The sequence below is a fragment of the Pseudoalteromonas distincta genome (assembly GCF_000814675.1).
GTDB classification, from domain to species: Bacteria; Pseudomonadota; Gammaproteobacteria; order Enterobacterales; family Alteromonadaceae; genus Pseudoalteromonas; species Pseudoalteromonas distincta.
In genome coordinates this window covers 41,005-65,644 of record NZ_JWIG01000006.1, presented here as the reverse complement: position 1 = coordinate 65,644, position 24,640 = coordinate 41,005, and the positions used below count along the sequence as shown (strand labels likewise).

The window sequence follows — 24,640 nt, the reverse complement described above, 5'->3', positions numbered from 1 at the left end:
TGGCTCTTTAAGAGCCATTTTTTATGTGCGTTTTTCATATCGTAAACAATAGCTTTTAAGTTGTGTGACTACAGCGTTAAAGCGCTCTTCCAGCTGCTGTATATATTCATTTTTGACTGTTTCGTTTTCTGCCTGCGTTTCTATCTGCTGGCATATATTTGCCAACTCAATAGCCCCAACAGACTTTGAAGACGACTTTAATGCATGAGCCTGAAAAGCTAAATCAACATAGTTTTTACTCTTAGCATACGCGTTAGCTAATTTAATTTGCTCCCCTGCTGTTTGTAAAAACGCATTAAATACCATGCAATGTACGCTAGGATCATCACCAAGCATTGCTTTTAGTAGCGTGATATCTAATTGATCAAAACTATCTGAAGCTATATTTTCACCATCTGATTTTTCTGATCGCGTGTTGACCACTGTTTGAGAATGCTCCATCAATAACGACTTTAATTTAACAAGCTCAATAGGCTTTGTTAAAAAGCCATTCATTCCACAAGTATAACAATTATCTATGTTGTTTTTGGTAATGTTGGCCGTAATTGCAATTATAATCAGTTCATCAAAATGAGTGTTTTCGCGTATTTTTTTGGCTAACCCTAACCCATCGAGTAAGGGCATTTGAATGTCGGTTAGTAAAATATCAAAGCGTTTATTTTGTATGGCCTCCCAAGCTTGCTCACCGTTACTTACAAAAGTAGAGCACACTCCAAGCATAGTTAATTGCTGTTTTAACACTTGCTGATTTGTAACTTGATCTTCTGCCACTAAAACCTCAAGCGTAGGAAGCGTTACCGCATTTAAGCTTTGCTGTGTTATTTGAGGGGCTTGCACTTGTGCTGGCAAGTCAGTTTGATCAAAACTGTTAAAATTTAGCGTAAAACAAGAACCTTTGTGCTGCTCGCTCTGCGCGCTCAAAGACCCTTGCATACGCTCTACCAGCTGCTTAGTTATCACTAAACCAATACCGGTTCCATTTACTTTACTGGTTTCAGCTCCTAAGCGGTCAAAAGGTTTAAATAGGCGAGAAATGTCATCTGGAGAAAATCCACATCCAGTATCTATTACATCTATTTCGCATTGTTTATTACTTAACACCCGACAATTAATATTAATGCTGCCATTTGGTTTGTTGTATTTAATCGCATTTGAAAGCAAGTTAAGCATCACTTGTTTAAAGCGGCGCTGATCAATATAAATACTCAATCCTTCTAAGGACTCAAAACCGTGAGTTTGCAGTGTTATTGATTGCCCTTTAATAAGCTCAGTGACAAACTCTACTGACTCTTCTAATATGCTTTTAATAGGCACATAAGAAAAACTAAACTGCATATTACCCGACTCAATAGCCGTTAAATCAAGCACATCGTCTATGAGTAATAGTAAATGCTCCCCAGCTTGATAAATGCTTTTCGCGTTTTCTTTTTGTACTTTATTAGCACTCTCATCATATCCATACAGCTGGGCTAAGCCTAAAATTGCATTTAATGGAGTTCTTAATTCGTGGCTCATACTGGCCATAAAATCTGACTTTGCTTTACTTGCAGACTCAGCTTGAATTCGTAATGCATTTAATTTTTGATGGTTATTCGCAACCTCATCAACCATATTATTAAATGCATTTATTACACTGCCCACTTCATTTTGTTGTTGTTTATCTATATGGCAATCAAAGTCGCCTTTGGCTAAACGTGAAAACCCAAGTTTTAGCGTCCTCAAAGGCGATGTAACCCTGTAATCCACCAGCCAAGCCAAACCTATAAAAACGATAACTAAAATAATAAATTGTATATATATTAAGGTGTAATGAAGTTTTGAAGATTCGTTAATTTCATTAGTAAAATTAACAACCAAGCTAATATTAGCCAGCGGTTTGTCTAAAAATATCACCTGTTGAGATAACAGCATGTCGCCGTTTTCATTTGCTCCAACCCAATTCTCAAGCGGATACAATTGGTTTTTTGAATCAACATCAACAATTTTAATACTTTTCCAATTTGGGCGAGTTTGAAGTTGACTGTCTATCTCTTCATATAGCTCTGCATATTGCCTAGTTAACAACGGAGTCGTTATAGAAGTCGATAACTGCGCTAAAGAACGCTGAGCAGCCTTTGAAAGGCCATCGTTTACCCAGCGCGCTTGTTCCGGTAAGGCGTAAAACATAAAAAGACAGGCCATAAGCAAGCCACAAAGCAATACCACAATAAAGCTTTGTGCTCTTAGGCTACGAAACCCTCTAATTTTCAACATAAAAAGAACGTAAGCCCCACTGAGTTAACTGCTGATACTCAGCTAAAGTTGCAATATTAGGTTTAATAATTGGGATACCTGCAAGCAAATGTTTATGCTCTGGGCTTTGCCCTATATCTAAAATAGCTTGTTGCACTTTTAACTGTATTGCAGCATCAACCCTTGGATGGGCTACAATTGGGTGGCGACTAATTTCACGCGTTTTATAAAGAATTTTGAGTTTATTTTGTAAGCTTTCTGGTTGTTGTTTAAATGTGCCCATTACACCACCGCCCGCCATTGTTGAGTGCAGTGCTACATTTAAATATACCGATGGATGAGTTTGGACATATACAGGCTTTATTGTTAGCCCGTATAACAATGCTAAATCAGCTCTCATTAATAATGACGCACCTAATGCGTTAGGTGCAGGGAATGCTATTTCAGCGCCCTCTAGTTGGCTTAAATTATCAATATCACTGTCTTTGTTTACGAGCAAAATACCTTGCAGCTTTCGCCCTGCATCTTTTATTAGTGGTAAATATCCCTGTTTTTCGTATGCTACAACACTATGCCATGGGTTCATATATGCAAAGTCGTACTCGCCATTAGCAAAGGCTTTTTCAAATACAGGAATAGACTCAACTGTAATTAGCTTTATTGTTACCCCTGTTTGCTTACTTACCTGCTTTAACAAAGGTTGCCAAATAGTATTTAGCTTTTGCGGCTCGTATTGCGGCACTACACCAAAGGTATATTCTTGAGCTAATAAGAATGAGCTGTGTATCAAACATAATATAGCCACTAAATACTTCATCAATTCTCCAAATAATAGCGTGTCATTATTGCTTAAGCGTAGTTAAAGACTACTCAACACACCATTAAATTATTATATATTCGATATTTAGCATTGACCTGCTTTGATTACAGGTAGTTTTGGAGTGTATTTTTTATCTGTGAGCATATGATGCAAGTTCATAAATGTGGTGTAAGTACTTTTCAATCCGACCTTATTGCTTAGCCAAGTAGGTATTGCCCCATCAGGCAAAGCATATACTTGGTACTCAATATCAAGGCGGCCTTTGTTCTCACTCAGTAGCCAGCGTGCATTTAAAGTAGTAATTCTTATAACGCCATTATTTTGGGGCAGCTTATTAGGGCGAGCATTAATAAGCAATTGGCTTTTATTCGCAGTTAACTGTGAATAACAAGAATAAGTAATGCTATCTCTATCTCTAACAGGCCAAGGAGAATTAAAATAACTGTACACTAAATTTTCTGATGGGCTTATGTGCTTAATAACCTTTACCTGAGATATATTTTCGAGCCATTGGGGTGCGGCATCGGTATCACTGAGTAATTCTAAAAACTCATTGGTGGATACGCCTTTCACGCTCATCTGCGCTTTTACTTCAAAGGTATTATCACTGTGGCCTTGATAATACACACTTACGCCATTTTTGTTTTTATACAAATGCCATATGGGCTCAGCGTAAGTGTTAAAACTAACTAATAAAAAAATAACGAATAAACACTTTTGCAACTGAATTTTATTACAAAAGCGCTTCATTTATTTTTGCCAGTAAGGTTCTATGTCAAGTGAAGCAAGGCGACTTTGCTCCATGGCACTCACCAAATATTCAGACTTTTGTTCAAGCCATGACTGGATTTTAGCAAGCTGTTCGTCTTCTTGCCCTGCACATAATTGCTTTAAATACTCAAGCGTACTTAATTCATAAATACCATGAGAAATATCAAGCCAAGGCAATCTAAACTCTAGGCGTTCTTCTTTATCAAATAAAGATCCTAAACAGTTACCGCTCAGTAGGCTATTTTCAAGCTGAGTTCGCAGGTTTAAATACGAAGCGACATCGAGTGTTTGCTCCTTTGGAAGCAACTCGTGCAGGTTTTTCCAGTCTTTATTAAAAAGCCTATTGGCAATAGACGACACATTTTGCTCAGCCGCTTGAAGCTCTGCTTGCCCCCAGTCTTTACGCCATTGCTTATCGATTAACCAGGTAGTTAACGATAGTAATAAACGATTATAACGTGCGCTGTGAAACAGTGCATTTATATCGTCAATGCTTGGCTGTAACTCTTTTAAGTCGCCAATGACTTGAGCAAGTGCTGGCGCCGCATTAATTTTTTTATAAAAAGCATGGCGTTTAGACGTGTACGTTTTTAATTGAATCGCGTTTTCTACCCACGCTAACTCACTTAATAACCATTTAAGTTCGGTACGTAAGTGCTCTGTACTTTCTTTAGATACTATATCGTCGTATAGCCAAAAAGTATGGCGGATTAAACTGATGCCGTCAGTTACGCGTTTAAGTGTTTTTAAACTTGGCTTATCGAAATAGCATTGCTCGTGCTTTTGTACAAAGCGAATGCCAAAGTTCATGGCTTCAACTAAAGCACGCTCTTGAGTAGTCGACTTTGGTAATTGTACAAAACCAATAGATTTGCTTGGCATTAAAGGTTTTTCATCAGCAAGTCGATAACCACGCGCGGCCTTAGAATACAAACCTAAGCGTATGCAGTTTTGGCTAACTAGTATATCTGCAAATGCAAACAGCTCATTACGACTGCCCTCAACTAGCTCAATTTCTAGCTCGCTAATAATTTCAATTTTACCCGAAGCCGCAATTTCACCTTTATCGAGCACAACTTCAATTTTAGCGCCACTTTCGGTTTCAATTAACCAAGTACGACGAATAAAGTTAGTACTAAATATTGGATACAGGTTTTTTGAGATGGCGCTTATTTGCATGCCATGAGGCCAAATATCAGCATCAAACGCCATTAAATTAGGGCGGCTTGATTCAATTGGTAAATTGTACTCTGGACGTTGGTGTAAACCACCTACCACTTCACCTGCAAGCTTTATAGTTTGCTCGCATTCGCTGTCAGAACAACGCGTTCGAAAGCCTATATCAAGCGCTCTAAGCTCTCTGCTTGGCGTATCGTAGTATGCATTTTGTAAGCTGCGAGACGGTTTATTCTTCACCGTTTTTGCAAATTGAGTAATTAACGAGGGGATCAGTGGAATAACGGCATCTGATACCAAAAATTTCAGTTCTATCTCAGTATCCATTCGGTTTGCGGATTACCTTTAAAATAAATAAGTGCTCAAAATAAACAAAGCGCCTTAACAATGCAAATTTTTTAACCTTATTTTAGGGCTTGATGACCTTTGCGGATTAAAATTCGTTCTATCTAGGAGCAATTTAATCACAGCGTGAGGCTTGTAACCTAGTGGACTCGATAACTACTCCTGCGTTACCGTACTGGGTTACAATATCAGTCTTGCTATTGATCTATTTAATCCATACTATCTAACTACTTATGTGAAATAAAAATCACGTTCATAACGGACGCAGTTAGATCAACAAGGTAGATAAATGCTAAAACATTGTTTATTAGGGCTACTTTTAACAGCCACCACATTCATGAGTTATGCACAAGAAGCACAACCTGCAAATTCAACGAATGCAAACACCGCTTATATTATCGATAATCTATACACTTTTATGCGCTCTGGGGCGAGTAAAAATTATCGACTACTCGGCTCTGTAGATGCTGGAACAAAGTTAACCTTGTTATCAAATGAAGAAAACGGCTTTATAAAAATTAAAGATGATAAAGACCGCGAAGGTTGGATAGAAACTAAGTTTATTACTAAAACAGCTGGCTTACACCAACAGTACAAAACACTAAGTAGCGAAATGAGCTTTATGCAAGAAAAGCTACGTCAAGCTCAAATAGAACTTCCACAGCTACAAGAACAAAACCAAACTTTAACAGATCAAAATCTGCAGTTATCTGCTCAAATTACTAAGCTTAAAACAACGCTAGAGCAAGAGCGCACTCAAAAAGAAGCTGCTAGCTCAAAAGAGAAACGCCAGCTACTTACTTACGGTGGTGCTATTGCGTTTTTAGGCCTGTTTTTAGGTATTATATTAACGATAGTGCTGTCACGTCGTAAGCGCTACGAAGGTTGGGCGTAAAGCTCCACCAACTAAATACAAAAAAGCCGCTTTATAGCGGCTTTTTATTCTCTGTATTTTCATGCAGTTCGAGTTTTGGTGCACTCATACCTTTGAGCAACCGACCAAATATATCAGCGCCGGTAATAATGCGTTTCACGTCGCTCCACACTAATACCACATCGTGATCAATGGCCCCATCAAACGATTTATCTAAAGAATGATTAGCCCGTATTTTTAAAATCACTTCACTCAAACGCATCGCTTCATCAGCAACAATTATAGGTCTGTGACAATAATGATAAGGGTCAAACGTATCTGGCTCAAATAACGCTGATCTTAAAAAGCCGTCAGCATCTACCACTAATAAAGGCCAACCGTCTTCATTGGTAATGATCACCCAGTTATAACCTGACTTATGTAGTTTGCGTAAAAACTCATTATCAGTTGTTAATGTAAGGTCTGGGAAAATAGGCAAATCAAGCTTAGTAGGCAAAGCAATAATAGAGTCTGGATCAATTACCTCACCCTCTTTGGTTACGCTTATTTCATCTAAGCTAAAAAAGTTAAGCGCGCCTATTCCCTCAACGTGTTGAACATCAGCTTCTTCAGCCTCTATGTGTTTGCGAATAATACCCCTGAGCTCACTTTCAGCAAAGTACGTAATCCCCTCTTTACCTAACCATGCATCGAGAATTAAAGCCGTTGGCTTAGCAACTATATAAAACAGAATCTGATAAAACTTAATTAACGGCGAAAGTAGGCTTGCCATTTTTAACGCATTACGCGAAAAATAAGCCTGCGGTGTTATTTCACCAATAATAGTAATTGCGATAGTTGAGAATAAAAACGAACTTGCGCCCATTAATACCGAATCAGAAAGTAGTGTAAGTAGTACGTTAATACCTACGTTGCCCCACAAAATAGTCGACAATAAAAAGTTAGAGTCGTTTCGAAGGGCCATGACTTTTATGGCCGCCTCGTTCCCTTTTGCACTTTCCATTTCAAGCTGAAGCCTACTTAGTGAAAAAAAAGCTAAGTTTAAGCCCGAAAATATTGCCGATTGTGAAATACACAAAGCAATTGCACACCAAATCATGACTTCAAAGGTCATTGTATTTTCCTGTTAGTAATACCAATTCACTTAATTAAGCGAATTGGTATAAGGCTTATAAAAGCAATAAACTGCCTAAACCTAAAAAGGTAACAAACCCAACAATATCGGTAACGGTAGTTAAAATTACCGAACCAGATAACGCAGGATCAATTTTCATTTTGTCTAAAATAGACGGAATAACAACACCTGCTAGTGACGCGGCCACTAAATTCAATAATATGGCTACCGTAATCGTAATACTAAGCATTAAGTCGTTAAACCATAAAAAGGTTAGTAGGCCTATTACAAACGCCCATACCAAGCCATTTACAGCGCCAACACGCAGCTCTTTTTTTAGCAACGCATTACGGTTTGAATCTGTAACCTGTCCAAGCGCTAAACCTCGCACAATAACGGTTAATGTTTGACTACCTGCAATTCCCCCCATAGAAGCGACCACTGGCATTAATACAGCTAGTGCTACAACTTGTTCTATCGTTGCGCCAAATAAACCGATAAACCACGACGCTAAAAAGGCAGTAGCTAAATTAATACCTAACCATATGCCACGGTTTTTAGCACTTTTTCGCACACTTGCGAACAGGTCTTCGTCTTCACGTAAACCACCGGCTTTAGCGGCTGCTTCATCAGCAATTTCTTGTCGTAATTCATAAGCAGAGGCAATGGTTAATCGCCCAAGTAATTTATTATCAGCATTAACCACTGGCAGTGCCATTTTTTCACTGTGGATCACCACCTCTGCCGCTTCATATAAATCATCATCAGCATGGAGTGATGAAAAGTCATGATTTGCCAATGTCATTAAGTTATCGGTGTCGCTGGCTTTTATTAAATCATTTACCGCAACCTCACCTATTAAACTACCCTTGCGGCTTACTAAATAAATAACTTCACTGTATTGCGGTAAACCTTTGTGTAGCAATTTTTTAGCACCACCGGCTGTTAGCTTCTCCGATACTTTTAAAAAGTCAAAACCTAACCAGTGACCTAATTGTTCTGGCGGGTATTGCTGCGCTAAATCATATTGTTTGGTTTGCGCTTCATCGAGTTGCTTTTTTGCATACTCAACAAATCGCTCTGGTATAACTTCTTCAAGTTCCAGTAGCTCTTCTACATTAACTTCATCAAGAAGTTTAAAAGCCTCAGCGTCTTCTAGCGTTTGCAGCAACCACAAACAACTATCTTCACTTAAATTAACAAAAATTTCGTGTTGCGTGTCTTCATCAAGCAACTGCCAAATTTCAAGTCGTTGTTCTTTTGGTATCGCCTCAAAAAGTAATGACAGGTGCTCTGTTGAAAGCGTTAACTGCGCATCTGCTAATAATTTATTTTTGCGTTCTGTTGTATCGCATTGCAATAAATCATTTATGAGCTGTGGAAGTTGGTCTACCGGATACTCAATCATCTTAAAACCTTAAAATTTAAAAGCGCACATTATTTATAGTCTACTTGAACAATAAAAAATTGCAGAAAAAACGTGAACTTATTAAGCATGCGCAAGCTATTTTTGCGCATTGTATGGGCAAACTAAATGCAGTACTAATATTTATTTTAAAAAATTAAAAAAACAGTAAAAGGAATTGTTTTTGAGGGATTAAACAACAAGTAAGCAAACCAAAGGGATTACTTATAATAAAAAAAATCCCATATTAGCTAGGCTAATATGGGCAAAATCACACAATGAATTAGGTGTTTTTAAATTACGGTTTATGCTTTAAATTAAAGTCTATCAGTAATATTTCGTACTAAGTCAGAATCTACAAATTGAGTAATAAGTGCAGCGCCCCACGCATAGCCTCGCTGTATTGGGTAACCTTTAAAAATCCAGCGTTTACGCACGTGATTAAAGCGCTCTAAATAGTCTTGTTTTTTTTGTGGCAGAGGTTGCTCACCCAATTTATTCCATGCTTTATATACGCCTGACATGTCAGATCCTCGCATAAAGCGTTGCAACCAACGTGGAAAACGAGAAAAGCTAATAGTGGACTGAAAATCAATAAAATAAGGTTTACCGTCTGCGCCGCATAAAATATTACCCATATTACGTAAGTCTAAATGCACGATGCCTTTGCGATGCATTTTTGCTACTTGACGCTCAAGTTCACTAAAAAAGTTAACAGGTAATGTTTTGTCTTCATGAATTAAAGCGCGCAGTGGCGTGCCTTCAATATAGTTATAAGCAACCGCTATCGGCGACAATCTACAAAAGCGGTTAGCGACTGCATCAAGCTCAGCTAAACGGCTTAACCCTTTATACTCTTGATTTACCGACATACGTGCAAATGTTTTGCGGATAAACCACGGGCTTTGGCTAAAATCTTTAACAATTAAATCAAATTCATTATCTTTATATCGATACACAATCGCGTTAGCAAAACGTCCCTTATGGACAACACTTAAGTGATGTTGCATAAAAGTATGTTCTGGATATTGCTGCTGTAATTGTACTAACAAATTATTTTCAATCATAACAAACCTAACAAGATGATAACTTTAATTGCCTAGGCAACTATATTATCAAAGTTAGATTCTACGCACAATCAGATCAACTAATTAGCACGCTAACTTTCTGTTGAAACAGTATCGCTATTTTATTGATAATCTACTTTTGGGGGGAGTTTGGCAGTGAATCAAGATTATTTATAGCTTTGAATAGTAAGTCGATTATTTGGTTTTTTTCTGGCTCTGAAAAACCATTTAATGCTTGCGCATAGACTTCGTTCACTACAGGCATAATTTCAGGACAAAGAGCTTTACCTTTTTCACTTAAACACAAAATAGTTGAGCGCTTATCAAGCTCACATTGCGTTTTAATAATGAGTCCTTTTTCTTCAAGTCGGTTTAATAAGCGGCTCATAGCGCCACGATCATAGACCATATATTCGCAAAGTCCTGCAAGCGTATTAACCGACTCTCTCGCAAGTAGTACAACCACAATATATTGCGCAGAAGTTAAGTCCATAGGAAGTAACTTGGCATCAACATGAATGGCTAATCTCGAACGTAAAAAAGAGACTAAACGCCCCAAATCTTGCTCTGGCGCTAACTCTTCTCGAGTACAACGTTTAATTGATGGCATGTTTTGCATGGTTATTTCACTGTATAAGTATATTTGCATGCTGATAGACCTTAACGCATGCAAAAAATTCAATAATTTTTATAAAAAATCGCCCACAAAAATAAAGCCGCTATTAGCGGCTTTTAGTGTAGGGCTTTGAGGTTTGTTAAATCTTAAACTGGCCAACTAAGTGTCCTAAGCTTTCACCACGCCCAGCTAAATGCTGACCAACTGAAGAGGTGGTTTTACTTGAAATAGTTAGCTCATTAACTATTTCTTGAATAGCAAATACATTACGGTTTATTTCTTCTGTAACGCTACTTTGCTCCAGCGCCGCTGTCGCAATTTGCGTACTCATGTCGTTAATTGATCTAACTGAGCTTGTTACCGCGCCTAAACTTTCTGAAATAGCACGAGAGGATTCAACAGAGCGATTACAACTACTTTGGCTTGCTTGCATTGCTGCAACTGCATCTGATACTAAATTATGTAGCTCACTCAACATTTCACTAATCTCTAGTGTGCTAACTTGAGTACGACTTGCTAGGCTTCTTACTTCATCGGCTACAACTGCAAACCCTCGCCCTTGCTCACCTGCTCGCGCAGCTTCTATTGCAGCATTGAGTGCAAGTAAGTTTGTTTGCTCAGCAATTCCACCAATTACACTTAGTACGCTATTAATCTTTTTAGATTGATCACTTAGCGAATCCACTTGTTCAGCAGCTAGGTTAATTTCGCCCATTAAGTTTGAAACCTCACTGAGTGAAATATCAACACACTCTTGAGCTTTAGCAACTTCTTGCGTTGCCGCTTGAGTTGACTCTGCCACTTGGTTTGTATTTTGAGCCACCTCATGAGAAGTAGCCGACATTTCGGTAATAGCCGTCGCAACAAGATCTGTTTCATGATTGTGATTAAGTAGTTTGTCTTCAATTAATCGTGTTTGTGTATTTATATCACTAGAGGCTGTTTTTACATCGTGTGTTACATCAACCACATTAGCAATAATGCCATGTAGCTTACTTACAAACATATTAAATGCTTCGCCAAGTTGACCTATTTCATCGTTAGTATCAATGTCTAGACGCTTGGTTAAATCGCCCTCACCTTTTGCAATATCGTCAAGGCTTTGCGCCATGCGCTGTATTGGTTTTACCATTGTGTTTGCGGCAACTAACGCACATATAATTGTTAAAACAACCCAAAACAAAGCAATTAATAATAAGGTCATTACCTTATCATTCATGTGCTCTTGCATTGTTGTTTGGTATTTAAGTAGCTCTGCGTCTATATCATCCATATATGCGCCAGTACCAATCATCCAGTTTGTGCCTGGTATCATTGCTGCATAACCCATCTTTTCAACTAAGCCTGTGGTATTTGGTTTTTGAAAATGATAGCTAAAAGCGCCGCCGCCTTTTCTAGCTTGCTCTAATAAGCCCACTATTATTTTTTTACCGTTAGGGTCAGTCATCCCTATTTTGTTTTGCCCTTCAATAGCATCACCTAGTAATGCATGAAAAACACTAATGCCATTGGTGTCGTATATAAAAAAGTAACCACCTTGGCCAAATGTTATGTCTCTTAAAGCGTTTTTAGCATCTTGCTCAGAGCCATTTGCTAATTGATAACGAACAATTTTGCTAGCAATTTCAATTTCGGTACTTAGTAACGTTTGCTTGTCACTTATTAACTTAGTTTGAAATGCTTCAAAATTTTGCTGCTGATTTTTATTCTCTAAATAATAAGAACTCAGCATTAAGCTGATTAAAAGTAGCATTAGCGGTAAAATAGCTAGTAACAGCAATTTGTTTTTCAAGCTTAAATTACTCATTTTTTCTCCGGGGTGTATAAATGCATATATAGCGACAATTGCCAAAGTTAAATTACGACTGTTTACTATGTTTTATTGGGTTTAAAACATAGTAAATAAAAAATTTGGTGGGAGTATACTCATACCATGCTCTGCGTGCTGATATTATAGTCACAAGGGAGGTATTTGAACACTAAAAACACTGCGACCTTTGTATTAATCTATATATTATTTACCAACCTTCTTGTTATATTCAAAATTCTAACGGCTGTATTGATCTAAAATTAATTTGATAGCGTATTGAGCGGCCCAATTGCTTCGTATGTAATGAGTTAAGTCATTAGCCATGTTAGTATTGGTTTTAGGTTCATATAAATAATGAATATATAGATATCAAACTTCCATTAACATATAATAGTCCTATATTCCTAATACCAAACAACTAGATCAAAATTGGAACACATCACTTTGAGCCACAGTTATAATCTAATAAAAATGAATTATTAATGAAGTATATTTTATACCTTGCACTTTTAGTGTCGGCACACGCATTCGCAACGCCTGTAAATAATAGTATCGCTTTTTACTACTCAGCGCCGATGCCATTAGCCGAAATGACCTTTTATTCTCGCGTTGTAGTTCAGCCTGACCTTGTGACTGAGCACGAACTCAATTGGTTTAAACAGCGTGACATAGCTGTTTATGCTTATTTAAGTGTTGGTGAGTCGTTTGTTGAAAGTGAGTCTTCACTCGCAGTTAACCCTAACTGGAATAGTCACATTGCCGATTTAACATCTACGCATTGGCAACAACATGTGCAAAATAACGCAGCTACTTTAAAAGCACGAGGCTTCAGTGGCTTGTTTTTAGATACCCTAGACAGCTATCAGCTTTTAGACGACAAGCACAGTAAATCAGATCAACAAAATGGCTTAGTCGCAATTATAAAAAGTCTGTCTGGCACGTTTAATAAACACCTTATCCTCAACCGAGGCTTTGAGTTACTACCTAGACTTACCGGTTTAGCCAGTGATTTAGTGGCTGAAGGTTTATATAGCCATTACAACCCAATCAATAATAGCTACAAATTAACCACCGAGAACGATCAAGCTTGGCTAAGTGCACAATTAAAAACGGCACAAAAGCTTGGTTTTAAAGTACAAGTTATTGATTATGCACAGCCTGACAACCGTCTTGCTATGGCGCAAAAAATAAAACAGGCAGGTTTTATTCCCTGGGTAACTGATGGGCACTTACAAACATGGGGTACATCAACTATATCACCAGTACCAAGACGCATCCTCATTCCGTACAACAGTAACGTTAAGCCACTCATTTACACTACCGTACATTTAAAGCTTGCGACCATGATTGAGTATTTGGGGTATATACCTGATTACATAGATATGGCAAAGCGCGATTTACCTTTAGTTGATCCTAGCTTACATGCTGGTATTATTTCGTGGACCTCAAGCGACGCATTTTACACACCAACACTAAACAATTGGCTTGAAGCTAATTTAGGTGTGGTGCCAGAGCTTATTTTAGGCGAGTTACCACAATCAACTAAATTATTATTAAGCTTAGGTATTGAGTCGTTAAACACACTACCTGAAGGTCCATATAAACAAGATAGCTTTGCACCTTGGCTCAAAGGGGAGTCCACAACACCTCCCCCTATTGTTAAACCATACTTACTCAAATTATCAACTGATGCGACTCCTTTAATTACAATAAAATCATCGGATGACACAATAGTTGTACAAGCTGCTAAAACTAAATATGGTGCAGTAGTAGTTGCTCCTTGGCTAATTGATACATTTCCGATGGAAGGCAGCAAATGGGTTATTGATCCGCGTACATTGCTTACTCAAGCAATGGGGTTACCACCTATATTAGTGCCAGATACAACCACCGAAAGCGGCAGGCGAATGCTTACTTTGCATATCGATGGAGATGGATTTACAAGTGTTGCCCACTACGCAGGTAAGCCTTATTCAGCAGAAGTAATTCGAGATGAAATAATTAAACACTACAAACTACCGTTAACGTCATCAGTGATCCAAGCTGATATTGAAGAAGGCGGTATTCATTCTAAACAAAGTGCCAAACTCGAAGGCATTGCGCGTAGTATTTTTAACCTGCCTTACGTAGAAGTTGCTTCACACACTTATAGTCATCCCTATTTTTGGACAGCACTATCTGGGCGAAAAAAAATAGATGAAGACGACACTGATTACGGTTTTCATCTAGACGTGCCTGGCTACAACACAATTAGCCTTAAAAAAGAAATTACCGACTCGATAAAGTACATTGATGAAAAACTCACACCTAAAAATAAAAAAACAGTAATGATGCTATGGTCTGGTGATGCAACACCTGGCCCAAAAGCACTTGAACTTGCTCGTGACGCTGGCGTATTAAATGTCAATGGCGGTAATACTGATGTAAATGCTGATAACCCAAGCCTTTCTCACATCTCCCCTATCGGTCGCCCTGAAAGAGATTTGCTGTATCAAATTTACGCCCCCATATTAAATGAAAATGTTTACACAAACTTATGGCATGGCCCTTATTACGGCTTTAGACGCTTAACCGAAACATTCGAAATAACAGAAAAGCCATATAGGTTAAAACCTTACACTATTTATTATCACTTTTATTCAGGTGAAGTTCTTGCGGGCTTAGACGCTCTTAAACACAACATTGATTATGTTTTAGCAAGGCCAAATACACCGGTGCATTTAAGCCACTATGCAAAAGTAGCAAAAGACTTTTACTTTTCTGCACTTGCAAAAAACAGTAATAATGAATGGTTATTTAGCTCAAAGTACATTCGTACTCTGCGCATACCTAGCGATTTTGATGTGCCAAACATAGCTCAAAGTGAAGGTGTATCTGGTGTAACTGAAAAAGGTGACTACATACATATTATAAATAACATAGCTCGCCTTAGCTTTGATCATAGCCAAAATAGTGAAAAACCTTATTTAGCGTCTGCAAATGTTGTTATTAATAACTGGCAAGTTAACGGACCTGTTAGTTTTAAAGCGTGGGTGCCCGCTTCACTTGATTTAATTAATGCACGCTCTTGCGAATTTGTATCTAATTTGGGTGAGCGCTTCAAAGGTATTAATCGGGGTAAATTAACACATTTTAAAATACCTACAGGTGACTTTTATGGTTACCTTAACTGCAACGGATCTGCTCTATAATGAATACTAAAAAGCGCCCTCAGTTAATTTCTATAAAAACAATATTAGCGATACTAGCTGTAAGTTGTTTTGCACTTTATGCGTTATTTCCCCATACCTTATTTTTTGAAGATGATGCACTTTCACAAGATTATACCTTTGAGAAATCTTACCTTAATGCAGCGCTCAATACAGAGCCCGACAACGAAAAGCTTCGCGCTAAATTGGTTGAGCTACATATAGGGCTTAGTGAGTATTCACAAGCCACTAACGAGCTTGAAAAGCTACCTAGAGGCGAGCGCAAAGCAACACTTGAAATAAAGTTGCTTTACTCATTATGGCTAGCAAGTGGTGCTAAAGTTGACGACCGCTTTGAAGAGCTATCTTTAAAAATAGGAGCTCATAAAAATTGGAACGAACAAATACTGACAATTGCAAAAGCCGTTGGGTTAAACGCAAAAGTTGCTCAGTATTATCAAAAAAATAAACAGCCACTCCTTGCAGCCGATTACTGGTTAAGCGCAGGGGAACCTGACAAAGCATTCGCTATTTATAAAACAAATATAAATGCTGACATTGCAGCTAAAGCGATTGAAACTGCACTTGGCGCAAATAATCCGATTCAAGCTTATGCATGGTGGAACACCTACGGTGACAAAGCCGATGTTAAACGCACCCTTTATTTAGCAAACTTGGCTGGCAACACAGAAGATGCAGCTCAAGCTATTGAAAGCTTATTAAAGACCGATCCAAATAACAGCGATTACTTAACACAAGCAATGCACCTGCGTTTAGCAAATGGAAATGCAAAAGGAGCTGAGCAATTACTTGCAAAGCTATTACTACAAAGCCCAGATGACAAAGAGCTACATTTATTAAATTGGAAGATAAAGCGCTGGCAAAACAAGCCTAAAGAGGCACTTCGAGAGTTTAAATGGCTAATGTCTAACAAAGCCGTAACCCCTGCGATGCTTACCGATAGTATTAACGATGCCACCGCTTTATATTTATACCAAGATGCTAATGATATATACGAATATAAAGCCCAAAATAGAAATCTAAAAGGAAATGGCTTTGCTAATTGGATGCAAGCTAACGAATTTATTGGTAACACAAAGCAAGAGTTAAATAATATTGAACGCTTTGAGCAAATAAATGGTAAAAGTGCATTATCACAATATTGGAAAGCAAAAGTACTTCACGATACTGGTAATTTAAAAGCTTTAAGAGCTTTGTGGCCTACATACAAAGGGCCTAAAAATGAAGAAGATTTACTTTGGATTGCCCGTGCATTTTGGCTAGAAGATGACTTTTCTACAGCTCTGCAAGTACTAAAAAACAAACATGAAAGTTCTGACGATGAGTTTTGGAGTGCCAATGTAGACATGGCAATGCGAGTCCAAGACAAAGCTCATGAGCTATATGCATTAGAGCAGTTACAACAAATAAGCCCTTTAAGCGTAGGCGACATGCTGCACTACCAACAATTGCGCTTTGAAGGTCGGCCTCAGGAGCTTCTTGATTATTTATGGAAAAGTGAGTCGCAAACTGACCGTCAATTGATTCAAATTGCATTATTAAGCACACAAGTAAATGATGCTAAATCAGTTGCACGTATTCATGCTGAACTTGATAAACAACGATATAATAAAGCTCTCTATCCTGCTTGGTTAATTCTTTCTAATTGGTATCAAAACCAAAGTGATTTAAATTCAGCTTATACAACTTTAAACCGCGCTGCTAAATTAAGCGAATATGACTCTGATGTTGTGCTTGCACAAGGTTGGTTAGCGCTGCAAATGCATGACACTGTAATGATTGGCCGCATTTTAGCTCGCTATTCTCAAAGCGACACTTCCTATGCGTGGACGCAGCTTTTAGCTAGCCTATCTATTTATGAAAAATCATATAACAGTGCCTACTTTTATTTGCGTAAATTGGCCATTGCAGAGCCAAGTGACTTAACAACACTGGTTAACTTAGCCGATGTAATGAAGCAACTTGGTTATTATGCAAATGCTGCTGAACTTAATCACTATTTACTGCAACACTTACCTAAAGATAAATATGCATACAGAGGCCTAATGTTCCGCTGGGCGGGCGCGATGGCTGTTCCTCATTTAATGCAATTAAACACAATGGAAGAACTTGCCCCCGACACTATTGGTGAACCTCAAACAAACTGGTGGTTAGCGCGCAGGGCTGCACAAAAATTAGAGCCATGGCAAAAGCTACAACTTTATATGACCAACGGCGAGTTTAATAAAGCGAAACAGCTTATAGCTGAAGGTTCACTAAGCAAATTAGATGAGCTAAACGCCCTACTCTATTTAAAACAACCCTATGCCACCATGCAACGTTGGTACGAAGAACTCACTGAAGAACCAAGTCAATCGCAATTGAGTTTACTTAGAAATGCACGCGCATCCTATTTTAGAGCGCTTGAAATTAACCTATCGCCAGAGGCTGGTTTAAACAGTAGCCAGTACGATGTAAACGTTTATTTTCCTTATGCTAATGGGCAATGGAAATTAAGTTTAAGTAATCAGCAAAACCTTGATAACAACGGATTACTGTTTGCGATAGAAGATAAAATGACCTTTGGTCGTTGGTATTTTGATGCAAAAATAGATTCGCACCAAGGCAGCTTAGTTAGCCGCCAAGGTCTTAGCTTAGACTCTCGTTATCAATGGGATTCACGAACACAGGTAGGTTTAAAGCTTGAATATAATGTTGAAAACCGCCAATCAGAAGCACTACTTAGCTATGCTCAGCTAGATAAAGCCACGGCCTATGTTAACTACAATATTGATGGTAGACAAAACGTACAGCTATCAGCAGCAGCGATGTCTTTTTCTCGAAGAAGCGATGGCAGCTCACTAATAAACGGCCAAGAATATAATGCTCGTTACCAATACAGCATTTTAAAAGACCGCCCAATTTGGAACGCTTATTTTAGTGCGCAATGGCAAGACTTTGAACGTGTTAATGCATTAATAAATACAGATGCAAGCAGAAGACCGCTAAGAGTTGACCTTCAACCATTTAGACGTTTTGCACTAGGGACCTCATTTGCTTCAACTGGTTCATTAGAACCTCCTTATTTAGGCGCAAGCCCTTCGTGGTTATTTGATATAAGTACTGGCTATCAAACACTTAACGATACAGTAGATGTATCAGTTTCAAGTGGCGCTGGTTGGTCTGTACTGGGCGATGATTTATTTAAATTACAGCTAGGTTACCAAAGTAGTAATAAAGTGGGTAACTCAGATACACAATTACAATTAGGTTATTACGTACATTTTTAATGTTAGGAGAGAGTATGTTTCGTTTAATTATACCGTGTTTGGTATTACTATTATCAGCATGTACCACCAGCAGAGTTGCTGATGATATAGAGCTTAGCCCTTCAAAAACAGTGGCACTAATGCCGCTTGTTAATCATGCTCAAACACCGCTTGCCGGTGAGCGTGCTGAAGATATTTTAGCCAGCATTTGGCAACAAAATAAATTACCAACTCTTATACGTGCACCTCGCGTAAACAGCAAAGAGCTTCCACCGCTGGATGATCAATACCGTTTAGACAATGCTATGCAATGGTTAAGCACTCAACAAGCTGACTATGTACTAACAGGCAGCATTGAAGAGTGGCGCTATAAAGCAGGCCTTGATGGCGAACCTGTTGTTGCACTTACATTATCACTCACTGTAAATGGACAAACCACACCAGTTTGGACAGGTACTATTGCTAAAAGTGGCTGGGGCCGCGATAGCATTGCAGCAACAGCACAAGATGTGATTGCCGATTTAATTTCTTATATAGAGGTTAGTGAGTGAAAACACATTTCCTTAGACCAAGAGACGTTCCTGAGCTACAAATATGGGCTGAGGTATTTATATTTACCGCGCTTGCTTTAGGGCTGCCTGTATTATTTAACGCACAGGACCCATTTTGGACTGAGGGAGGGTTTTCGTGGCCTGTACTTGGCCCTCTTTTAGTTTCTTTACGCTATGGCTTTTCAAAAGGCTTTATTAGTATTTTATGTTTGCTTGTTGGCCAACTTTTTTTACTTCAAGCAAATATTTTATCACCGCAAAGCGACTTCAATATTAACGCTATGATTGGCTACATTATTGTAATTATGATCACAGGCGAATTTAGAGATGTGTGGGAGCGTACTAATCAACAGCAAAGTATTCAGCTTGAGTACGTAACAGATCGTCTTGAAACATTTACTCGTCAGTATCATTTAATTAATTCATCTCACGATAGAATTGAGCAAATGCTAGCTGGCCATACGTTAAGTTTACGTGAATCACTACAAGCAGTAAGAACCTCTATCGGGCTATTAAAAGAAAGAAGACTTGATAGCGCAGCGCAAAAAATAATCGACTTGTTTGTTGAGTACGGTTCGCTAGAAAGAGCGGGGTTATATAAAGTTGAAAACGACAGTGTTTTAGAACCACCACTTGCCTCTATAGGTAAGATGAGTCAAATAGCTAAAAACGATCCTCTTATATTAGCGATGATCGAAGAAAAAGAATTAGTATCGGTAAAAGACGAAAAAGCATCATCGGGTATAAGTAAATACCATATGGCAATCCCACTTATCGACGTAAACAATACTATTTACGGCGCTATTTTGGTTGAAAGAATACAATTTTTTGCGCTTAAAAATACAACTCTAACATTACTTGCTGTAATGGCTGGGCATATAGGCGATTTACTTCGTCACGAAATAACAAACCCAGTAATGACGTATGAAGAGTCTCCATACTTTATTCGCCAAGTTAAGCGCGCAAATAAAGAAGCAAAACGATACAACATTCCATCGCAGCTACTAAAAATAAAAGCCAACAATATTACTGATAAATCGACTCAACTTATGAGTTATTTAAGTGAAGCCCGTCGTGGTTTAGACATTTATTTATATGATGATAAAAATCAGATATTACTGCTATTAATGCCATTAGCTGATGAACTTGAAAAAGCAGGCTTTATTGCCCGAATGAACACTTGGTGTAAAGAGCGCACTGGTAGCACTTTAGCTGAGCTTGATATTGTTATTGAGCAACAACTTGCACTACCAATAAGCTCAGATGACATAAAGAGATTGGTTTCACTTTCATGATTATAATTATTGTAGCGGCTATTTTAGGGTGTATTTGTCAGTACTTTGCACTAATAGAAGTACTGGAAACACCTAATTGGTTTTTAGCTATACTATTGCATGCTATTGCTAGCATCCTTTTTGCTTTTGTTAGCTATTTCCTGATACCTAAAAAATACAAAACGACTCCCTATAGCTCTTTATTACTCATGTTTTTATTGTTGTTTACATTGCCTGTACTTGGAATTATAGGCGTTGTAGTAGCGCTTACGTTTGCTCTGTGTAAACCACTCAAAAACGATGACATAGAAATTGAAGAGCATAAAATACCTGAGCTTCCTTTTGAAGCCAGAGCAATATCAGCAAACCCGACCTATTCTATGGGCGGACTTAAAGCAATTTTGAAGCACGCGAGTGAACCAAATAAACGTCTAAGTGCCGTAATGGCGGCTCGTCACATGAGTGACTCACAAGCTATTCCTATTTTAAAGCTAGCACTTAAAGATTTAGAAGATGATATTCGCCTACTCGCCTACTCAACCCTTGATGGTAAAGAAACCAAACTCAACGAAAAAATCAGTTTGTACCAGCAAGAAATAGCCATTACGACTAAGCAGCCAAAGTTAAGTAATTTACAAAAACAACTAGCCGAACTTTATTGGGAACTTAGCTACTTAGGTTTAGCACAAGGTGCGCTTCGTAAATACGTTTTAGAAAAAGCCGAAGCACTTGCACAGCAAAGTATTGAGCACGTAAAAACACCTGCAACTTTTATATTTTTAGGGCGTATATCTTTAGCCTTAAACAAATACGAAATAGCCCATGAGTACCTACTCAAAGCAACTGAGTCGGGCATGGCAAGGCGTCATGTGCTCCCTTATAAAGCCGAAGTTGCCTTTTGTATGAACAAGTTTGACGACTGTAAACGCTACTTAAAAGAACTCCCAGAACAACCTAAGGGCAGTGAATTACGTCATTTACAGGAGTATTGGCATGAGTAACAAAAATGCAGACATTTTACTGCTTTTAGAAGGTACTTACCCTTATGTGCGTGGTGGCGTATCTAGCTGGGTTCATCAAATAATTGAAGGGTTACCTCATTATAACTTTGAGCTTGTTTTTATAGGTGGAGCGCCAGAGCATTATGGCGAGATTCAATATACCTTGCCTGAAAACGTTACCAAGCTGCATATTCATTATTTAGTACAAAATGATACCTCTGAAATAAAAGCTAAGCACGGGGTTAAATATAAAAAAGAACTCTTTGATTTTTGGCAGCAACTACAAAATTATTTTAGAGATTGTAACGAGCCAATCCCGACTGAATTACTAAAGTTTGCATTTGAAACTTTAGCTAAAAAAGACGGTATTAACGAAGCCGACTTTTTATATAGTGAATCGTCATGGCAAGTACTCACTAATTATTATTCAACTTTTTGTGATGAATCCTCTTTTATTGACTTTTTTTGGTCATATCGCAATTTATATAAGCCGCTATTTAAAATAGCCGAAATTGCACGAGGGCTTCCTAAAGTTAAACTTATTCACTCAATATCTACCGGGTATGCGGGTATTTTAGGATCCGGCGCCAGTGTAATAAGTAATACTCCCTTTTTGTTGACCGAGCATGGTATTTACACCAAAGAGAGAAAAATAGATCTTATTCAAGCCAGTTGGATCAAAGAGTCAGAACAAAGCCTAGGTAAAAACTTAAATACCGAGATGGGCTTTATTCGCCGAATGTGGATCAGCTTTTTTGAGCAAATTGGCCGAACAACATACCAAGAAGCAGATAAGATCATTTCGCTATACGATGGTAACAGGCAGCGCCAAATAAAAGATGGTGCAGCACCTGAAAAAGCATTTGTTGTGCCTAATGGCATTAAAACAGTGCGCTTTATTGAAGCGCTTGATCAGCGTCCAAAACAGATACCACCGGTTGTTGGGTTAATTGGACGTGTAGTGCCTATAAAAGATATTAAAACCTTTATACGTGCGATTAAAGAAGCGCAATCGATATTACCAGAGGTCGAAGGCTGGATCATCGGCCCTTATGAAGAAGATCCACAATACTACAAAGAGTGTGAGCTACTGGTAGGCAGCCTTGATTTACAAAGCAGTGTTAAGTTTTTAGGTATGCAAGATATTACTAAAATTTTGCCTCAGCTCGGAATTGTAGCTTTAACCTCGATTTCTGAAGCGCAGCCTTTAGTGCTTTTAGAGGCAATGGCGGCTGGTGTGCCTGTACTTGCTAGTGATGTTGGCTCGTGCCGCGAAATAATCGAAGGCGGAACCGATGAAGATAGAGCGTTAGGTAAAGCCGGTGAAGTTGTCCCAATTGCTTCTCCGAGCGAAACAGCAAAGCAAATATCAAACATGCTAACAAATGAGCAAGCTTGGCTTGAGTATCAAAAAAGTGGTTTAGACCGCGTACAAAAATTTTATGACGAGAGCCACATGTTTGCCCGTTACGATAAACTTTATAAGGATACAATAGCATGGCTGGAATAGGTTTTGAGATACGAAAAATTCTCAAAAAAAATACCCTGCTCTCAGTTTTTGAAGCATACGGCTACGCAGGTTTAATAGGCTCAGGGCCTTGGCTGCTCTCTATTGTAGCGTTAATGCTTATTGGTATTTTAAGTTTAGGAATTGTATTACCTAAAGTACTTATTATTCAATTTTTAACGCTTGTTACCTACATGATGGCAGCCTCACTTATTTTAACGGGTGGTTTGCAGTTATTACTAACTCGATTTATTGCCGATTTATTTTTTCAAAAAGAAGAGGCAAAGGTACTGCCTAATCTACTCGGTGCACAGCTTATAACAACAATAGCCGCGTTATTGGTAGGCTTGGCTGTATGGCCTATGCTCCCTATACCCGTTGTTACTAAGATTATAATTTTAGGTGCCTTTGTAAGCTTATGTAATCAGTGGCTTGGCGCTATTTTTCTATCAGGTATGAAAGAATACCGGTTAATTTTAATAACTATGCTAAGTGGTTACGCCTTTATGGTATTGCTTGCATATTTATTAAGAGACTGGCAGTTAGACGGCTTATTTTTTGCGTTTTTTGCAGGCGAAGCTCTGCTCTTTTTTAGCTTTTTGTTTATGATTATTCGCCGCTACCCAGGTGAAAAACTTATAAGCTTTGACTTTTTAAGCAATAAAAAAGTGTATTACAGCCTATTCTTTTGTGGTCTGTTTTATAACATTGGTGTGTGGGCTGATAAAATCATTTTTTGGTATTCACCAAGCACATCAATTCAGATTATTGGCACGTTACGAGCCAGCCCAATTTACGACTTACCTATATTTTTAGCCTATTTGTCTATTATTCCCGGTATGGCAGTATTTTTAGTAAAAATGGAAACCGACTTTGTAGAAGAATACGACCGTTTTTACACAGCTATTCGAGAGGGTTCATCGTTAGAAGAGATTTACTATTTAAAAGACAATATGATCCAAACTGCACGTGCCGGTTTATACGATATATTTAAAATTCAAGGTATTACCGTTGCCTGCTTATTATTATGGGGCGAGCAAATACTTACCTTTATTGGTATTGATCCAAACTATAAAACGCTTTTATTCATTGATGTAGTTGGTGTGGGTGTACAAGTTATATTTTTGTCTATTTTAAATATTTTGTTTTATTTAGATAAACGCTCAACCGTCCTATTTTTAGCGGGGCTATTTTTGGTAATAAACGTTGTTTTAACTTTGCTATCAATCGCTTTTGGGCCGCAATTTTATGGTTACGGCTTTGCTCTCTCAACTATTATTACCTCTGTTGTTGGCTTATTTTGGCTTTCTAAACAATTTGAAGATTTAGAATACGAAACGTTTATGCTGCAATAGCATAATATAAAGGCTGCTTATGCAGCCTTTATATTTAAAGCTTTTCGTACAAAATTAAAATAATTAATTATTGGAAAGCGGCTGATACACACCATGTTTATAGCTCATATAAGCGCCTCAGTTTAAAGCAAAAAAGACTAGCTCAGTAAAGATATAAAATGGGTATAAAACAAAGGGCTTACAAAAACCAAGCTCCCCTACCTTGGCTTAGCTAATCTCTTGTACAATTAGACTTAGCTAGTTTAGCTTTATGCTAAATGAGGTA

At 38.1% G+C, this 24,640-nt stretch carries 17 protein-coding genes; 8 read left to right on the top strand and 9 right to left on the bottom strand.

From position 1 onward, the window contains the following. Positions 1-21: 21 nt before the first annotated feature. The 4 genes from QT16_RS05075 to QT16_RS05060 all read right to left on the bottom strand — a co-directional run bounded on the left by QT16_RS05075 (position 22) and on the right by QT16_RS05060 (position 5,326). Positions 22-2,253 carry an ATP-binding protein gene (locus QT16_RS05075; protein ID WP_039486774.1) on the bottom strand — a complete coding sequence of 744 codons (2,232 nt, stop codon included), beginning with the start codon at positions 2,251-2,253 and terminating at the stop codon, positions 22-24. Next, positions 2,240-3,049, bottom strand: coding sequence for a phosphate/phosphite/phosphonate ABC transporter substrate-binding protein (locus QT16_RS05070; RefSeq protein ID WP_024589294.1), 810 nt, complete (start codon positions 3,047-3,049; stop codon positions 2,240-2,242). The genes QT16_RS05075 and QT16_RS05070 overlap by 14 nt, the downstream gene beginning before the upstream one ends. Positions 3,050-3,136: 87 nt before the next feature. Then, complete coding sequence (locus QT16_RS05065; protein WP_039486770.1) at positions 3,137-3,802, bottom strand: START domain-containing protein; 666 nt, start codon at positions 3,800-3,802, stop codon at positions 3,137-3,139. Beyond that, entirely contained in the window at positions 3,803-5,326 is a 1,524-nt protein-coding gene (locus QT16_RS05060) for a CYTH and CHAD domain-containing protein (protein WP_024596277.1), read from the bottom strand. Positions 5,327-5,633: 307 nt separating this feature from the next. Here QT16_RS05060 and QT16_RS05055 point away from each other — a divergent pair, with 307 nt between their 5' ends. Further along, the gene (locus QT16_RS05055; RefSeq protein WP_039486768.1) at positions 5,634-6,239 is read left to right on the top strand and encodes a TIGR04211 family SH3 domain-containing protein; all 606 of its coding nucleotides are present in this window, start codon (positions 5,634-5,636) and stop codon (positions 6,237-6,239) included. Between the two features lie 31 nt (positions 6,240-6,270). Here QT16_RS05055 and QT16_RS05050 read toward each other — a convergent pair whose 3' ends face one another. The 5 genes from QT16_RS05050 to QT16_RS05030 all read right to left on the bottom strand — a co-directional run bounded on the left by QT16_RS05050 (position 6,271) and on the right by QT16_RS05030 (position 12,227). Next, positions 6,271-7,332, bottom strand: a complete 1,062-nt coding sequence (locus QT16_RS05050) for a DUF21 domain-containing protein (protein ID WP_024598984.1) — start codon at positions 7,330-7,332, stop codon at positions 6,271-6,273. 55 nt (positions 7,333-7,387) lie between these two features. Next, the gene (locus QT16_RS05045; protein ID WP_002958930.1) at positions 7,388-8,740 is read right to left on the bottom strand and encodes a magnesium transporter; all 1,353 of its coding nucleotides are present in this window, start codon (positions 8,738-8,740) and stop codon (positions 7,388-7,390) included. A 314-nt stretch (positions 8,741-9,054) separates the two neighbouring features. After that, a complete protein-coding gene (locus QT16_RS05040; RefSeq protein WP_039486764.1) occupies positions 9,055-9,804 on the bottom strand; it encodes an RIO1 family regulatory kinase/ATPase domain-containing protein in 750 nt (249 codons plus the stop codon). 133 nt (positions 9,805-9,937) lie between these two features. After that, positions 9,938-10,453: a MarR family winged helix-turn-helix transcriptional regulator gene (locus QT16_RS05035; protein ID WP_238719423.1), complete on the bottom strand. Its 516-nt coding sequence runs from the start codon at positions 10,451-10,453 to the stop codon at positions 9,938-9,940. Positions 10,454-10,559: 106 nt separating this feature from the next. Continuing rightward, positions 10,560-12,227 carry a methyl-accepting chemotaxis protein gene (locus QT16_RS05030; protein ID WP_039486762.1) on the bottom strand — a complete coding sequence of 556 codons (1,668 nt, stop codon included), beginning with the start codon at positions 12,225-12,227 and terminating at the stop codon, positions 10,560-10,562. A 485-nt stretch (positions 12,228-12,712) separates the two neighbouring features. On the opposite strand from QT16_RS05030, the gene QT16_RS05025 reads away from it, so the two are divergent. Genes QT16_RS05025 through pelG form a run of 7 tightly spaced genes read left to right on the top strand, consistent with a single transcriptional unit; the run spans position 12,713 to position 24,375 of the window. Next, a complete protein-coding gene (locus tag QT16_RS05025; protein ID WP_039486761.1) occupies positions 12,713-15,421 on the top strand; it encodes a bifunctional glycoside hydrolase/polysaccharide deacetylase family protein in 2,709 nt (902 codons plus the stop codon). Further along, positions 15,421-18,708: a tetratricopeptide repeat protein gene (locus QT16_RS05020; RefSeq protein WP_039486760.1), complete on the top strand. Its 3,288-nt coding sequence runs from the start codon at positions 15,421-15,423 to the stop codon at positions 18,706-18,708. The genes QT16_RS05025 and QT16_RS05020 overlap by 1 nt, the downstream gene beginning before the upstream one ends. Before the next feature lie 14 nt (positions 18,709-18,722). Further along, positions 18,723-19,238: a hypothetical protein gene (locus tag QT16_RS05015; protein WP_002958938.1), complete on the top strand. Its 516-nt coding sequence runs from the start codon at positions 18,723-18,725 to the stop codon at positions 19,236-19,238. Beyond that, the gene (locus tag QT16_RS05010) at positions 19,235-20,533 is read left to right on the top strand and encodes a PelD GGDEF domain-containing protein (RefSeq protein ID WP_039486759.1); all 1,299 of its coding nucleotides are present in this window, start codon (positions 19,235-19,237) and stop codon (positions 20,531-20,533) included. The genes QT16_RS05015 and QT16_RS05010 overlap by 4 nt, the downstream gene beginning before the upstream one ends. After that, the gene (locus QT16_RS05005) at positions 20,530-21,513 is read left to right on the top strand and encodes a HEAT repeat domain-containing protein (RefSeq protein ID WP_039486757.1); all 984 of its coding nucleotides are present in this window, start codon (positions 20,530-20,532) and stop codon (positions 21,511-21,513) included. Before QT16_RS05010 ends, QT16_RS05005 begins: the two co-directional genes overlap by 4 nt. Next, positions 21,506-23,023 (top strand): GT4 family glycosyltransferase PelF, encoded by a 1,518-nt coding sequence (gene pelF, locus QT16_RS05000; protein WP_039486754.1) that lies wholly within the window; start codon positions 21,506-21,508, stop codon positions 23,021-23,023. Before QT16_RS05005 ends, pelF begins: the two co-directional genes overlap by 8 nt. Further along, entirely contained in the window at positions 23,011-24,375 is a 1,365-nt protein-coding gene (gene pelG / locus QT16_RS04995) for an exopolysaccharide Pel transporter PelG (RefSeq protein ID WP_010554451.1), read from the top strand. Before pelF ends, pelG begins: the two co-directional genes overlap by 13 nt. Positions 24,376-24,640: the final 265 nt, after the last annotated feature.